This is a genomic window from Halosolutus amylolyticus, from assembly GCF_023566055.1.
In the GTDB taxonomy this organism is placed as follows: domain Archaea; phylum Halobacteriota; class Halobacteria; order Halobacteriales; family Natrialbaceae; genus Halosolutus; species Halosolutus amylolyticus.
Genome location: NZ_JALIQP010000005.1, coordinates 25,701 through 41,071, shown reverse-complemented (window position 1 = coordinate 41,071; position 15,371 = coordinate 25,701). Strand labels below are relative to the sequence as shown.

Annotated in this window: 12 protein-coding genes, 3 tRNA genes and 1 pseudogene; 7 read left to right on the top strand and 9 right to left on the bottom strand. The window is 61.0% G+C overall.

Going from position 1 to position 15,371, the window contains the following annotated elements; genetic code table 11:
* Positions 1-82 precede the first annotated feature (82 nt).
* Complete coding sequence (locus MUN73_RS18175) at positions 83-874, top strand: 2-oxo acid dehydrogenase subunit E2 (protein ID WP_250141925.1); 792 nt, start codon at positions 83-85, stop codon at positions 872-874.
* A gap of 102 nt (positions 875-976) precedes the next feature.
* Here the strand turns inward: MUN73_RS18175 and MUN73_RS18170 are convergent, their stop codons facing one another.
* Positions 977-1,843 (bottom strand): hypothetical protein, encoded by an 867-nt coding sequence (locus MUN73_RS18170; RefSeq protein ID WP_250141924.1) that lies wholly within the window; start codon positions 1,841-1,843, stop codon positions 977-979.
* Positions 1,844-1,975: 132 nt separating this feature from the next.
* Between MUN73_RS18170 and MUN73_RS18165 the strand changes: the two genes are divergently transcribed.
* From MUN73_RS18165 to MUN73_RS18150, 4 genes and pseudogenes are all read left to right on the top strand, one after another.
* Positions 1,976-2,350: an ABC transporter permease gene (locus MUN73_RS18165; protein WP_250141923.1), complete on the top strand. Its 375-nt coding sequence runs from the start codon at positions 1,976-1,978 to the stop codon at positions 2,348-2,350.
* A 347-nt stretch (positions 2,351-2,697) separates the two neighbouring features.
* Positions 2,698-3,290: pseudogene (locus MUN73_RS18160) on the top strand (nicotinate phosphoribosyltransferase); the annotation flags it as partial.
* A 203-nt stretch (positions 3,291-3,493) separates the two neighbouring features.
* Entirely contained in the window at positions 3,494-5,389 is a 1,896-nt protein-coding gene (locus tag MUN73_RS18155; protein ID WP_250141922.1) for a beta-CASP ribonuclease aCPSF1, read from the top strand.
* A gap of 128 nt (positions 5,390-5,517) precedes the next feature.
* Positions 5,518-5,592, top strand: a tRNA-Met gene (locus MUN73_RS18150).
* Positions 5,593-5,764: 172 nt separating this feature from the next.
* Here the strand turns inward: MUN73_RS18150 and MUN73_RS18145 are convergent.
* The 4 genes from MUN73_RS18145 to MUN73_RS18130 all read right to left on the bottom strand — a co-directional run bounded on the left by MUN73_RS18145 (position 5,765) and on the right by MUN73_RS18130 (position 9,915).
* Complete coding sequence (locus MUN73_RS18145; protein WP_250141921.1) at positions 5,765-7,102, bottom strand: RNase J family beta-CASP ribonuclease; 1,338 nt, start codon at positions 7,100-7,102, stop codon at positions 5,765-5,767.
* A 480-nt stretch (positions 7,103-7,582) separates the two neighbouring features.
* Entirely contained in the window at positions 7,583-8,476 is an 894-nt protein-coding gene (locus MUN73_RS18140) for a serine hydrolase domain-containing protein (protein WP_265339311.1), read from the bottom strand.
* A gap of 486 nt (positions 8,477-8,962) precedes the next feature.
* Positions 8,963-9,034, bottom strand: a tRNA-Thr gene (locus MUN73_RS18135).
* Between the two features lie 77 nt (positions 9,035-9,111).
* A complete protein-coding gene (locus MUN73_RS18130; RefSeq protein WP_250141919.1) occupies positions 9,112-9,915 on the bottom strand; it encodes a DUF7114 family protein in 804 nt (267 codons plus the stop codon).
* Between the two features lie 61 nt (positions 9,916-9,976).
* Between MUN73_RS18130 and MUN73_RS18125 the strand changes: the two genes are divergently transcribed.
* Both MUN73_RS18125 and MUN73_RS18120 read left to right on the top strand, forming a co-directional pair.
* Entirely contained in the window at positions 9,977-10,687 is a 711-nt protein-coding gene (locus MUN73_RS18125) for an enoyl-CoA hydratase/isomerase family protein (protein WP_250141918.1), read from the top strand.
* 691 nt (positions 10,688-11,378) lie between these two features.
* Entirely contained in the window at positions 11,379-11,906 is a 528-nt protein-coding gene (locus tag MUN73_RS18120) for a GNAT family N-acetyltransferase (protein WP_250141917.1), read from the top strand.
* 15 nt (positions 11,907-11,921) lie between these two features.
* On the opposite strand, the gene MUN73_RS18115 is transcribed toward MUN73_RS18120, so the two are convergent.
* From MUN73_RS18115 to MUN73_RS18105, 4 genes are all read right to left on the bottom strand, one after another.
* A complete protein-coding gene (locus MUN73_RS18115) occupies positions 11,922-12,716 on the bottom strand; it encodes an NAD+ synthase (RefSeq protein WP_250141916.1) in 795 nt (264 codons plus the stop codon).
* Positions 12,717-13,152: 436 nt separating this feature from the next.
* Positions 13,153-13,356, bottom strand: a complete 204-nt coding sequence (locus MUN73_RS22815) for a homing endonuclease associated repeat-containing protein (protein WP_425492736.1) — start codon at positions 13,354-13,356, stop codon at positions 13,153-13,155.
* Between the two features lie 203 nt (positions 13,357-13,559).
* Positions 13,560-13,630: transfer RNA gene (locus MUN73_RS18110), tRNA-Gly, on the bottom strand.
* Between the two features lie 263 nt (positions 13,631-13,893).
* On the bottom strand, positions 13,894-15,360 hold the full coding sequence (locus tag MUN73_RS18105) for a hypothetical protein (RefSeq protein ID WP_250141915.1): 1,467 nt from the start codon (positions 15,358-15,360) through the stop codon (positions 13,894-13,896).
* Positions 15,361-15,371 lie beyond the last annotated feature (11 nt).

Genomic DNA, 15,371 nt, shown 5'->3' with positions numbered 1-15,371 from the left:
GGCGCACGATTCGGTGTACGACGCGGATGAGTCGTTTGAGAGTCGAACCAAGAGCTATGCGTTTCGTCGGCCAGTACTACGCATGACCGACCAGCGTGACACGATCGAGCCGTTTCCGATACAGCGGCGAGGGACCGTTGACGCGATGCGCACGGCTGGCCGACGAAGCGTCGTACATGGACTCGTCGAGTTCGACGTAACCGAGGCCCGACGGCGGATTGACGACCGAGAAGAACGGACGGGAACGGAACTCTCGTTCACCGCCTTTCTCGTGTTGTGTCTGGCCCGGGCCCTCGACGATCACCCCCAGATCAACGCATATCGTGACTGGCGGGGGCGGATCGTCCAGTTCGATGACGTTGACGTGATGGTCATCATCGAGGTCGAAATCGACGGGAAACGAATCGGCGTTCCACACGTCATCAGAGCGGCAAATCGGCGGTCACTGCAGTCGATTCACGACGAGATCCGGAGGGCCCAGCGGGACCCGGACGAACGACAGCAGTCGGGGATCGCCTCCCTGGCCGTCCGCCTCCCCGGGCCTGTACGACGGCTATTCTTTCGACTCCCACAGTGGTTTCCTCGACGCTGGAAACGAGTCGCAGGCACAGTCGCTGTGAGTTCCGTCGGAATGTTCGGTACCGGCGGCGGGTGGGGAATTACTCCGACAAACTACACACTTCAACTCACGGTTGGCGGAATCGGCCAGAAGCCGGGGGTCGTCAACGGCGACATCGAACCCCGCGAGTATCTTTCCATCACAGCGACGTTCGATCACGATGTCGTCGACGGTGCACCCGCAACCCGATTCGTTCGACGACTGAAGGAACTCGTCGAAGAGCCAGAGGCGCTATACCGTGATTCGTCGTACTAACCGACTGCTCTCGTCGCGTCTCTCGTAGGGAAAGTTGCAGATTACACCTCTCGCTGGTCGCCGGAGAAGTCCTTCGTCGAGCAAGTGTAGCTCGGCCTCTCGCTACGCTTCACCCCCACTATCGGGACTCGTTCCTGCCTGGACTGGGTCGGACTCGGGATCGATCGCCACCAGAAATCGACCCATCAGCACCAGACTGACGGCCGTCAGCGTTCCAAAGATGAGAATCTGGGGCAGCGGCACGACCTGGCCATCGAGGATCATGAAAACGATCATTGCGAGGACGGCGCCGCCGAGCGTAGCGATCTTCACGAGCAAGACGGCGGTGAACGCGTATCCCCAGGATCGACGGTTCCAGAGCCAGTAGGCCGTCAGGGCAAACGCGGGGACGATGATGCCCAGATCCAGCGAGTAGATGACTGCCGTGGGGAGTCCCGCCTCGGCGATGGCCGCTGGTGACGTCCCCGCGAGGGTCGCCGGCAGAATCTCCGAGAGCCACAGCAGCGAGACCAATACCGCCAGCAACAACTGGAAGGCGACGTAGGGGCGGACGGACGCCTCACCGAGGTCCCGTTTCAGCGCCGCCGCGTCGAGCCGAACCATCCCGCCGACGAACGTGAACAGCGTCAGCCAGAGCAACGTCGTATACACGAGGTACAGTTCGTTGAACGCGGTCATGAAGGCGTATGAAGCATAGGTGTACAACAGGTAGCCAGTCACGCCGAGCCAAACGACGTAGCCCCGTAGCGACCCACGGTCTGCGTAGTACAGCGAAACAGCGAGGGCTGGGACGCCAACCACGAGCGTCAACAGGTCTTGCCCGTAGATCTGGGGAAGCAACACCGGGTCGTCGCGGTAGAAGTTCGGAGCGAACAGGCCGACGACGGTGGCAACTGTCGTCAGCAGTAGCGTCGTGAGCGATGCGAGACGGTACGTGCGGGGGACCGGTGGCCGGGACACGCTCACCATCTCAGTAGTTGCTCCGATTGGTGTCGCAGTGCGCCAGCACGGCCTTCGACGTGGGCGGTGACGGGACGTTGCATTCGTCGCAGGAATTCATATATCGAAACCATCATTCTGAGAGACTGTATAGGTGTAGGCATGAGAAGTCTCCTGACGTACGTGGGATCGATCACTCTCCTCGGACATGGGATGGTTCATCTTCTCGGCACCGCCGTGTATTTCGAACTCGCCGACGTCGCCGAATTCCCCTACAAGACGACGCTCCTCGGCAGTGCGGTGAACGTAGGAGACGTAGGTATGCGTGTGTTCGGAGTTCTTTGGGCGGTTGCTGCCTTCGGGTTCGTCGCCGGTGCCGGCGCATTGCTCACAGACTGGGGGCGCTGGCCGTTGCTGGTGGGCGCGGTTGCGGTCTTTTCGCTAGCCCTGACCGTCCTCGACTACACAGTCGCCTACGCCGGCATCGTCGTCAACCTGGGAATACTTGTCGCTGTGGTATATTCACAGTTCATATAACTCGGATACGTCGTCAGGATGCTGCCGCTGGATACGTCCTCTGAGACGTCCACATTGGTTCTGACAGGTCACGTTCGGTGACTGCCGAACTCGAAGCGCGTATCTCACACATACTCATAAATTTTCCGATAGTTAGGGCCACACGGGTTTCGAACTACGCTTCCTCCATATTCAGCACGCCGTTCTCGGCAGTTATTTTCCAGACCTTCGATCGATTTGGTACGTCTTTTGCCCGCGAGACTCGCGGTTCAACCCGTTGCTATCAACAAAACGATAAGACCCCGGGCCGTGAACGGCGGCCGAATTTGAACGACGGTCTTCAGAACTACTGAGAATTCGTGTAGATCGGAAAGAGAAATCAAGAAGCGGTGTGGCAGGCTTTCAATGAGGCCGACGATGCGGATGTGACCCGAGTGACGCTCTGTGATACCGATTCCGACGAAGTTGATGAGGTCCTTCGAGTCGCCGACACCCCCGCTGATAGTCTCGACAGCGTCCGCCTCAACACGACTGAATCTCGGCGCGGTGTTTCGAACACATCGTTCGTGAAGTCCGCTGGGAACTCGATGCACGCGGGTACGACGACGTCGATATCTTCGTCAGTGGCGGGATCACGCCGGAAGCAATGCGTGAACACCGCGAGTGCGCCACGGGATTCGGCGTCGGCGGCTACATCAGTAAGGCCGATCCGATCGATTTCGCACTCGATATCGTCGAGGTAGAGGGGAAGCCAACGGCAAAGCGCCGGAAACTTTCCGGGAAGAGATCTGTCTACCGAACACGAGATGGCGGCCATCACGTCGGAGTAGCGGATCGAGAGGGACCGACGGACGGAGAGGAATTACTGCAACCCCTCCCCCGTGACGGCGAAATCGTCCGCGAGTTCGATCTCGACGAAACGAGCGAACGAGTAGCCGAGGTCGTAGAGCGTGTCGCGTTCGGGATTAACGGTTACTATTGTGTGTCTTGGTGTCATGGGGCGCACTATGCGGTGCGAAGTTTTTTATTTCCCCTGACAAAGTCACTACTACCAGTTCGTTAGCCTGCTTCGCGTATCTGGATAACCGATTCTCCTTGTACGATTCTGGAGAGTCGGTCTATTGGCGGGACGTACGCGATCACCGGGAGACGGCGAGCCTATCTATGAGCGACGACACGACCCATTCCGACTTGCACGAGCGCGTGAGAGACGAAGTTCCCTCGCATCTTGACGTTACTGACGTACAGTTCGAAGGCCCCGATCTCGTTATCTATACCGAGACGGCTCAGAAGTTCGCAGAGGACAGTGATCTTCTCGGTCAGCTCGCTCGATCACTGCGAAAACGAGTCACTATTCGACCAGTTTCGGGAACACATTCGAGCATCGAAGAAGCCGAACAGGTCATTCACGATGTCGTCCCTGACGAGGCGACCATACGCGACCTCGAGTTCCATCCGACGACCGGCGAAGTACTCATCGAAGCCGAGAAACCGGGACTAGTGATCGGCCAACGGGGGAGTACGATCCGCGAAATCACGAAAAACGTAGGGTGGCATCCGGAAGTCGTCCGGACGCCGCCGATGGAGTCTTCGACGGTCGAGAACGTCCGGAATTACCTCACGCAGGAACGAGCGGAGCGACGCGACTTCCTCGCAGACGTTGGGCAACAAATCCATGGCAGTCCGGAGAAGGACGTTGACTGGATTCGAGTAACGACGCTCGGCTGCTGTCGAGAAGTCGGTCGTGCGAGCTTCGTCCTTCACACACCGAACACCCGCGTCCTCATCGACTGTGGGGACAAACCAGGTGCCGAAGGAGAAGTTCCGTACCTCCACGTTCCGGAAGCGATGCCGCTAACAGAGATCGACGCTGTCGTCCTCACGCACGCTCACCTCGATCACAGTGCGTTGCTTCCCCTGCTGTTCAAGTACGGCTACGACGGGCCGATCTACACGACGGAACCCACGCGAGACCTGATGGGACTGCTGCAACTCGACTACCTCGACGTAGCGTCGAAAGAGGGTCGGACGCCGCCGTATTCGAGCGAACAAGTCCGCCAAGCGATCAAACGAACGATCCCGGTCGAATACGGCGACGTCACCGATATCGCACCGGATATCAAGTTGACGATGCACAACGCGGGCCACATCCTGGGTAGCGCAACTGCTCACTTCCACGTGGGAGATGGGTTCTACAACCTCGTGTTCTCTGGTGACATCCACCACGAACCGACGCGGCTGTTCAACGGTGCCGTCAACAATTTCCCCCGAGCCGAAGCGATGGTTCTAGAATCCACGTACGGCCGCCAAAACGACTATCAGACGGATACCGAAAAGAGCGAAGCGCGGGTTCGACAGATCATTCGAGAGACGTACGATCGGGATGGCACGGTCGTCATCCCCGCGTTCGCCGTGGGTCGATCGCAGGAACTGATGTTGGTTCTCGAAGAGGCGATGCGGGAGGACGAGATCCCCACGATGCCGATCTACCTCGACGGGATGATTCGGGAAGCGACCGCAATCCACACGGCGTATCCAGAGTATCTCCGCGACGGACTGCGTCAACGTATCCTCCACGAGGACGAAAACCCGTTCATAGCTGACCAGTTCCAGCAGGTTGACGGCGGACAGCCGATGCGCGAGGAGATTGCGAGTGGCGAGCCTTCGATCATCCTCTCGACTTCAGGGATGGTGACTGGGGGACCGATTATGTCCTGGATAGAGTTACTCGGTCCGGATTCGGAGAACACACTCCTGTTCGTCGGCTATCAGGCTGAAGGAACGCTCGGTCGTAGAATCGAAAGCGGTCGCACAGATGTCACGCTTGAGGGCACCCATCTCACGTTGCACTGCCGAATCGAATCTGTAAGTGGGTTCTCCGGGCACGCGGATCGAGAGGGACTCGAACAGTACGTCGAGGAGATGAACCCGCGTCCGGAACGGATTCTCTGCGTCCACGGGGACGAGCAGGCGACGGACCAACTCTCTTCGGCATTGTACCAGAAACACAATATTCGGACCCACCAGCCGAAGAATCTGGAGACGTTCCGGTTCCCCTGACATCACCGTGGCGAATTCGTCGAAGACGCGTGCGACGTTGTGGGTCATCCTGGCTTCGGCGCAGTACGTTTTCCGCGGACACCGAGCGAATAACAACCCTTAATCGTGGCCGTCAAAGACGTGTGGGTAGCGGGATGGGATAGCCAGGAGATTCCGGCGGGCTCATAACCCGCAGATCGATAGTTCAAATCTATCTCCCGCTATACTTTTGCCGCGAGCGGCAAGTATAGCACGGCGGTAGTTTGAACCAGACGAGACGCGCACAACGAAGTGAGCACGTCTCGGCGTGGTTCAAATCTATCTCCCGCTATTTTTTGCGAACTTTCGACGGTTGGCTCCCGTACTACCGCTCGTCAAAACGGTGTGCGAGGCGATTCAGTTTATTTGAATGATGTTCCCGTTCGACGTGGGGTGTAAATCCCGCCCAAGTGTGTATCCTCGATCGGATGCGAGATCCACGTATCCCGAGAATCCGCGGAGGTCCTGGTGTGCAGGGATGATGTTCTCCGGTTGAAGCGCATCGAGCATCGTGTAGTGTCCCTCCTGGCAGAGGTGGCCCGAGACGTGAATGTCGGAGTAGACGCGCGCCCCTTGCATGCCGAGCAATTTCTCCGCTTGATAGCGTTGCCCCTCGTTGGTCGGTTCGGGAATTACGCGTGCGGAGTAGACCACCTTGTCGCCGGGTTCGAGTTCGAACGCGGTTTCGCCACGAGCCATTCGCGTGAGGAGTGCCCGCGGTTCGCCCTGATGGCCCGTGACGACCGGCAGGAAGTTTTCTTTGCCGTCGTTCATGATCCGTTCCAGGGTCTGTTCGATGGAGCGGCGGTAGCCAACCATCTCGACGTCCGATGGGAAATCGACGCCGATCCGCTTCGCGGTCCCCGAGTACGTCTCCATCGATCGTCCGAGCAAGATCGGCGTCCGTCCGATATCTCGTGCAAATTCGATGAGCGATTTGACCCGGGCAATATGGCTGGAGAACGTTGACGCGAGGATTGCCCCGTCGTAGTCCTCCATGCTGTAGAGGACGTCTCGGAGGTGTTCTCGCGCGACGTTCTCGCTGGGAGTCCTGCCTTTCTTGTTCGCGTTTGTACAGTCCTCGATGTAACAGAGAACGCCCTCCCGACCGATCTCACGGAAGCGATCCATATCGATCGGGTCGCCAATGACCGGGGTGTGGTCAATCCGCTTGTCCAGTCCGTAGACGATCGCACCCTCGGGCGTGTGCAGGACCGGGTTGATCGCCTGGATGATCGAGTGGGTGACGTTGACGAATTCGAGTTCACAGCCGTGGTCACCGATCGTCATCGTTTCGCCGGCCTCCATTTTGACGAGATCGTTGTCGAAGTCGAACTTCTGCTCTTCCTCGACCTCGTCGCTCACGAGCTCGATCGTGAACGGTGTCCCGACGATTGGTGCGTCGTATCGATGAGCGAGTTTGCTGATCGCCCCGATGTGATCCAGGTGCCCGTGCGTCGGAACGATCGCTTGTACGTCACCTTCGAGGTCGTTCATGACTCGATCGTCAGGAATCGCACCCATGTCGATCAGGTCGAGACTGTGCATTCCTTCCGTTCGGATGTTATCGTGAATGAGGACCTTCGACAGGTTCAGCCCCATGTCGAAGATCACGATGTCGGTACCGGCGCGGACGGCAGTCATCTGCCGGCCGACTTCCTCGTATCCGCCAATCGTCGCAATTTCAATTTCCATTGGTAGACCCGATCATAGCAATCCGGACGACACGGCCGCGCAGCCGGAACGGCCGCCTTCGTGAACGCAAACGTTCGAAAATGTGAGCGGGCGAGTCGATCGCGCCCTTAGATCCCAAAATCAAACGTTCGGTCCCTGCCGCGTCGAGGACAGCGCCTCTTTCGGTTAGGTGAACAACCGCGCTCCGCACGTAAGTACTCCCGGATGTCGGAGAGAAGCGAACTACTGCGGTAAGGACGTCTCTTAGAGGGCAACAGGAGTAGACACGTAGTCACTCACTTTCCAACTGATTGAGGTGGTAGTCACAGTGATTGTGCTTTTGTAATTTTGCCAGCGTCTCGCAAATTTCTGCGGCTTTCAATAGAGTCAGGGATTCCCGAAGGATAGTAGCCACTGAAACGAGTTACACACTGATCGCTAAGCCGTCCTGCGATCAGGTGTGCAGTGACTTTCAGTGGCTACTATAGGCCGCACGTCGAATCAGTACACCTCCTCGAAGAGAACTTCCTGGAGAGAACTGTACACAGCCGCCTGGTCGATCGTCGAGACGTTGCTCAAGACGGCGATCGTGTACTGTGGGTTCTCGTGGTGCATCGCGATCGCTGAGTAGCCAGGAATCGTCCCAGTGTGTCCGAAGACGTCCTCACCGTCGATCTGCAAGTGTCGAATACCGAGGCCGTAGCCCTGTTGCTCCGGAACATCCTCGTCGGGTGCGTCGACGAACGTCTGCATTTCTCTGAGTACGTCGTCGCCCAGAACTGTACCGGTAAATACCGATCGGACGAAGCGGGCTACATCCGGAGCTGTCGAAAGGATTCCACCGGCGGCATACCCGCCCGTTTCGAGCGACCTTCGGAATCCCGTGAGATTCCAACGGCCGAATCCGATTATGGATTCGTCGTACCCGTTGGCAATCGGCGCATCGTCGGGGTAGTCGAGATAATACGTTCGATCGTAGTCGAACTCGTCACGTACGAGACTCCGAACTAGCTCCTGATACGAGGTGTTTGTCTCCCGTTCGAGGATGAGACCCAACAGCACGTGGTTCGTGTTCGAGTACTCGTGGTCAGAACCGGGGTCGAATTTTAGCGGTTTGTCCCGAATCACGTCGACGAGTTCCTCCGGCTGCCACCGTCTCACCGGTTGACCGAAAGACCGGCTCAGCCACCTCGCATCCTCGGTGTAACTCGGAACGCCGCTGGTATGGTTCAGGAGCATCCTGACACTCACGTTCTCGGCGTACTCCAGATCGAACCACTCGTCGATCGTCTCCGCTAACGAGATGGATCCGCGTTGTACGTGGTGCAACACGAACGTTGCCGTGAAGAACTTCGTTACACTTCCGTTGACATCCTCCCGCGCCTGAAGACGCAGGAATCCCGAGCGGTGGGAGTTTCAGGTTTGCAACCATGACCCCGCCACTTCACGGGCGTTCGCGTCTAACCCATTCGTGGTGGTCGGTGGCTGTCTGGCCACGCCAGGTGGCCGTTACTCCTATCCTCGGCGTCGGTGACTTCCCGCTGTTGTTTTTGCCAGCAGGGAGTCGCTGACACGTCGACGGACTCGGAGGTATCGTCGGGCTTGCTCGACCGACGGGCACGAGACGAACCCTTCGAGGATTCGCGTTCACCGCGTCGACGTTTCGGATACTGTCTCATTGAACTGGCGGGTAGACCGCCTCTGAAGGTCGTTCGGAATCCGCCCCGTTCCGACCAGACCTTGTCATTATGCGGGGTGTCTTTTGACTCGAACGTTGGGATTGGAAACTCGGACTATGCTCCTGACGGGAGGAAGTTTCAGGAGTGACGGCGCGTATCCACGGCGTAACCACCGTGGTATCGCGCCTGTTCCGCATATAAGAGCCTAGGCCGGGATTTGAACCCGGGCTCTCGTCCTTACCAAGGACGCGCTTTACCGCTAAGCTACCCAGGCACCACATTCAGATGGAGTGGCGCCACGGGTTATATTGCTTTCCATCTACGGGTGCCGTGTCAGGCGATTCCACCCCATCATGGATCGGTCGCCGAGGTCGCCCGATCGGTGGTCGGATCGTCGATCGATCGGTCGGGTGGCGTCTCGAAGCGGGCCAGGCAGTCGGTGGCCGCCGGGAGGGAAGTGCCGACGGTGTCGGCGAGTTGGTCGGCGATCCCGAGCAACCGCGTCGAGGGCGTCTCGTCGACGGCGGCGGCCCCGGCGAGGACGGCGAGTTCGAGGACGTCGCGTTCGAGGTTGGCGTCGATCGACGCGGGGTCCGTGGGGTCGTCGTGGCCGAACGCGGCGTCGGGGTCCTGCTCGTCGCGAGCGGCGGCGTCGCGGCGCGTCTGGTCGCGGCCGAACGCCTGGACGGTCCGGACCGCCTTGCCGGCGGCGTCGGTCCGGGCGAGGAGGTAGAACCCGCGGGCGACGAGGATGTCGGCGGCGAGGATCGTCAGGTCGCCGTCCTCGGCGGCGTCGTCGGAGTCGGCCCACGGCGGATCGTGAGAGAGCGATCGGGTCAGCCGGAGTCCCTCGTAGATGAGCTGTACGCCCGCGGCGTGGGTGAGAACTGCCTCCGTCGGGTCGTCGGACGGATCGTTGGCGGGGCCGCCGGTCTGTGCGCTGGGTTCGACGGCGCCGTCGTGTCCGTGATCGAGCGCCGGATCGAGCCCACCGGTCGTCTCGGGGGCGACTGCGGCGGCGCTTTCGAGGGTGAGGACCCCGGGGAGCATCGATGCACTGTCGAGCACCGCGTCGATGCGGTCGTGCAACCGGGGCGGTTCGACGTCCGCGACGGCCTCGGCGGCGGCACGCCGACAGTTGTCGGCCTGGTCCATTACCGGGGGGTTACGACGGAGCACGCAAAGACCTTTGGAAAGTGCCAGAGAGGGTCCGGATATGATAACGATCGATACTGACGACCGGAGATCGATCCGGACGGTCACGCTCGACCGGCCCGACGCGCGCAACGCGCTGACAGTCGCGGGGCTGGAGGCGCTCGAGGCGGCGATCGCGGACGCGGACGAAGCGGTGATCTACCTCCAGGGACGCGGCCCGGCGTTCTGTGCCGGTGCCGACCTCGAGGTCGTCGGCGATCTCGACGGCGACCGCGACCGGGCCGCGGAGTTCGCCCGGCTGGGCCAGCGCGTCGCCCGGACGATCGAGGACTCGCCGGCGATCGTCGTGGCGGGAATCGACGGTCCCGCACGCGGTGGCGGGCTCGAACTGGCGCTGGCCTGTGACGTCCGCGTCGGGACGCCCGACTCGACGTACGGCGAACCCGGCGTCACCTTCGGCCTGTTCGGCGCGTGGGGCGGCACCGTCCGCCTGCCGCGGGTGATTGGCGAGGGCGACGCGCTCGAGTTCGCGCTGTCGGGGCGAGTGATCGACGCCGAGGAGGCCCGGCGAATGGGGCTCATCTCCCGGATCGAGGACGATCCGCGATCGGTCGCCGAGGAGATCGCCGACAACGCACACGACGCGCTCGCGGTGCTCAAACGGCGCTTGCGGGACGATCGCGAGCGGGCCACCCAGGAGCGACACGAGGCCCAGGTGTTCGGCGATCTCGTGGCGGCCCACGCGGACGATATCGACGCCGTGCTGGAGTAGCCACTCGACGCCGTCGACCGATCGCCCCACCGACCTGGAGCGATCGCCGGGAACGGGAGTCGCGCGATCGGACGGACGGACGGCGATCGTGTGACTAAATAGCACACCACAGATCGATTCTTCTCCGTCGGCTCGGATCGATAAGCTATCTTACTTCGAGGAGAGAATCCCGCCGTTCACGGCGTTGACGAGAGCGAAGCTCTCGTTCGCACATCAGAACGCGAAGCGTTCTGAGGACGGGCGTGAATCCGACAACGCCGATACAAACACTGTCCAGCAGCAATACGGATATTTAAGTAGAAACGGAGCGTAGAATGATATACACCGAGGCGGTCACACCGCCACTCAAATGCACAATATCGGGACTCCGAGAACCAGCATGTTCGAGACACCCTCTCGAACCGCTGTGGTGTCTTGGTCAAGATAACTCCGAGTCCCATGTCGGGATAGGAGTAACGGCGGTGTGGCCCCGCCAGTAGCCCAGTCATGCCGACCGGGTTACGAACCAGCAAATATCCCAACTCAGCGGTGCGGTTCCGTGGGAAGTCGTTCGAAAGATCGGAGATCTTTCGTGATCACGAGAGAGCTTCGCTCTCTCGGACGACCTCGCCGTCGCCGGGCGTAGCCCGACTGCCTGAGGGATCTTTGATCCCTCTCCGTTTACGGCGAGGAGGAGGTCACGCCCGGTCCCGTGTTTCTCGACGGCGACGGCGTCGCGCTCCGAACGATCGAGGAGGAGGACCTCGAGTTCCTGCAGACCCAGATCAACGACCCGCGCATCTGGCGGGCGATCGGCCGATCGAACCCCGTCACCGCGGAGCAGGAGCGGGAGTTCTACGAGAACGTCGTCTGCGAGGACGACGGGGTACAGCTCCTGATCGCCGTCGACGCGGAGCCGGTCGGGACGATCGGCCTCCACGCCCTCGATCGAGAGACCGGATCGGCGGAGATCGGCTACTGGGTCGCTCCCGACCACCACGGTCAGGGGTACGGCACCGAAGCGGCGACGCTCGTCGCCGGCTACGGATTCGACCAGCTCCGGCTACACCGGATCGCCGCGCGCGTGTTCGAGTTCAACGAGCCGTCACGGCGACTTCTGGAATCGCTCGGCTTCACCCGTGAAGGCGTCCATCGCGACGCGGAGTTCATCGACGGCGAGTACCAGGACGTCTACTGGTACGGCCTCCTCGAAGACGAGTGGCGCGAGGAGAGACGCTGACGCCAGCGCATCCATTCAGTGCAACGGATCGGGCGCTGGCGGAACCCGTCGTTTGTGCTCGCTCCGCTCGTACATCCGGCGGACGCGTTCGACCGTCTCCTCGTCGACGTCGAGCAGCCGGCAGGTTGCGGCGACCGACAGCGGGCCGTCGACGTGGGTCACGAGGATCGAGTCCAGCGTCTCGTAGCTGATTCCCAGTTCGTCCTCGTCTGTCTGGTCGGCCCACAGTTCCGCGGTGGCGGTCTTGGCCGCGAGTTCCTCGGGGACGCCCACGTGACGGGCGAGCTGGCGGACCTGTCCCTTGTAGAGGTTCCCGATCGGGTGGCAGTCGACGGCCCCGTCGCCGTACTTGGTGAAGTAGCCGACCGCGGCCTCGCTCCGGTTGCCCGTCCCCAGCACGAGACGGCTCTCGTGGTTGGCGACGAGGTAGTTCAGGACTGCCCGAACGCGGGCGCGGGCGTTTCCGACCGCTTCGTGATCGCCCTCCGCGTCGGGGTAGGCGGCAACCACGGCGTCGACGATCGGGTCGATCTCGATGACGTCGTACCCGATCTCGAGGTCGCGGGCGACCCGTTCGGCGTCGCTCATGTTGGCCTCGCGGCTGACCTCGCCGGGGAGGACGAGCCCGTGGACGTTCTCGGTACCGAGCGCGTCGACCGCGAGGTAGGCCACGAGCGTGCTGTCGATCCCGCCCGAGAGCCCGAGGACGACGCCCGACGCGCCGGCGGCCTCGACCTGCCCGCGGACGAAGTCGGTGATGTGTTCGCGTCGCTGTTCCAGTTCCGCCTCCGAGAACCGAAGGTCAAGCATCGACCGACCGTACGGGTCGATCGGACTAATAGACACTCCCTACGGGAAAAAAGTGACCGAACAATCGGTTTTCGGGGACGGAGGACGCGATCCCGAACGGACACGAATACTGTCGGCACCGCACAGGAATCGCTCACCAGCAGCATCTCCAGCACTGACTGAAGTAGCCCTATTTCCAGTTACTCCAGAGTCACGTCGAAATCTTCCATGAGGATATGTAGAGCAAGGTGTTGACGTTTTGTTAGCTCCAAGATATTATCCGGAGTGTTGAGCCAGGGGATCGGCACTCTGTGGTGTATCTGCTTGTCTTCTATAGCGTCGAAACCGAATTCAGACACCGCAAGGAGACGATGAACGCTAACCTCGGTTTGCTCTCCGTTATGCGTATGTACCCATCGCACATAGCCGTTTGAATCTGGGTAGAGCGGAACGTGGTCTACGCTTCTCCGACCTGATCGTACGTCTCAATGCCGGCGGCACGTTTGGCTTCGTTCCAGCTACCCACTATGTCACAAATGTGTGTTACGCACGGCGAAAGGTCAAGGTTCCTATATTCCGCTTGAGTCGGGGACTTTTCCAACTTCAGCGCTGCTTCTCGGAGCGACGATATACAATCTTGCTCCGTATACTCGGTTGACATATAGTGGCCACTTGCAACCATTCCATCAAATAACCCGATCATTCACTGTGTCGACCGTTCCGGAAGGTGCAGAGGCCGACTTCGAAATGCAGACCGACATCTACGGGAATCGGGCCTGTTCCAGAGTACAGAACTCGATTCCGACTCCGCGGAGAGGTTACGCTGAAAACGGAGAAGTTAGGCTCGGATGGATCTGTGAAAAGTGCGCGGTCCGGGAATTGAACCCGGGCTAACTGCGTGGGAGGCAGTTGTCCTACCACTGGACCAACCGCGCGCTCCGCAAGCGAAGCATTCCGTTGGACGGATTTAAGCCCTCCGCTCCCCGTTCCCGGAGAGTCCGCCAACCCATATACGGTAGAGGGCGTTCTGACGATCCGCTATGGAACCCGGATCGTACTGTTGTAGTAATCTCGACGTTCGTTGTGCCAGTGTGAGGTCTGGACAGCGGCTAAGAAATCATCAGGGCCCGTATCAACGTGATACGACGGCTCGTATTGACGGAACTGGAGTGCGCACCACAGCGTTCCCGACGATCGGTCACAGGTAGCCGAACAGCGTTCCGACGAGCACCAGCACCCACAGCACGGTCCCGACCAGCAGCATGTCGTTGAACTTCGAACTCCGAGCGGCCCGCTTGGCCGCGCCGCCGGCGATCAGCCCGAGCGCGACGACGACGAGCATCCGCTGGAGGACGACACCCACGGGCAGCGCACTGACGCCGAGCAGGCTGTAGTCGAGCCAGATCGCGACCGCGAGCGAGCCCGCGGCGACGACGGCGGCGTCGAGTCGGCGCGTGAGCCCGCGCGCGATCAGGTATGTCGCGATCGGAATTCCGACCCCGACCACCGGGTACAGCAACGCGGCGATCTGGTGGGGCGTGAGGAACCCGGCGTACCGTTCGAGGACGAGTCCGCCCATTCGGACGCCGAGGTACAGCGCCAGGATGGTAAAGACGAGGAGGATGTGACCGGCCTCCAGGCGAGCGTAGGCGGCGGCGAGTCGCTGGCGGTCGACGTCGGTGAGGTGGTCGTCGATCACGTCCGGGGTTTGCTGGGCGATGCGCTCGTCCGTGTCCCCGGTTTCGCCGGGCGTCTTCCCCGTGCGCCTGCTGGCTCTGATGCCGACCAGCGCGGGCACGACGAGCAGTCCGGCGAGTTCGACGACGGTCGCCCAGCCGTCGGCGTCGGCGGAGTTCCTGTTGTCGAGATACACGCGTCGCACGTCGTCCTGAACGTCGATCCGCGGGTGTTCCATGAAGTCGGCCTCGATCTTGGTCTGGGCGTCCTGCGAGCCGTGAACGCGGTGCCGGAGGGTGAACCAGTCGAAGTGTTCGGAGTGGGTCTGCATGATGACCCAGTTGTCCTCCTCGTTGGGACTCTCGTAGAGCCGGATGTGGTATCGGTGTCCGTAGTAGTCGCCATCCTCGAGCTGGCGGGTCTCGGTCGTCCAGTACCCGCTCTCGTTCGGACCGGGGTCCACGTAGGCGTAGCGGGTGCCGCCGTCGGCTTCGCCCCAGTCCAGATCCGGGAGCGGACCTGGCGGGTCGGTTTCCGTCTCGTTGGTCGCGTTCTCCGCCGAGTCGTTCGTCGCCCCGGCGTCGAGCGTTCCGTTCACCGATCGCGTCTCGTTCTCGGAGGCGTTGCCACCGGTCAGCGAGTAGGTTTCCGGCAGCGCTTCCTCTTCCGACTCGTCGATCTCGGACCAGTCCCCGCCGGCATCGGCGTCGACCAGTATCCGCTCGACGTCCTCGACGTCGCCCCGGACGATCACGTTGATCGGGCTCCGCTTCTGGAACTCCTGCTGAGGACTGAGATACTCCCAGAAACGGCTCTCGGAGTCGTCGGGCGCGACGAGTTCCGGCGTCGATTCCCGCTCGGACGGCGACTCGGTTGGCGCGTCGGGTGCGGTCTGATCCGTCGAGATCGACAGCAACAGCGACGGACCGCCGACGAGCAGAAACGCGAGTGCGAGCAACACGGCCCCGATCACGATCGAACGACGCATCTCTCCGTCGT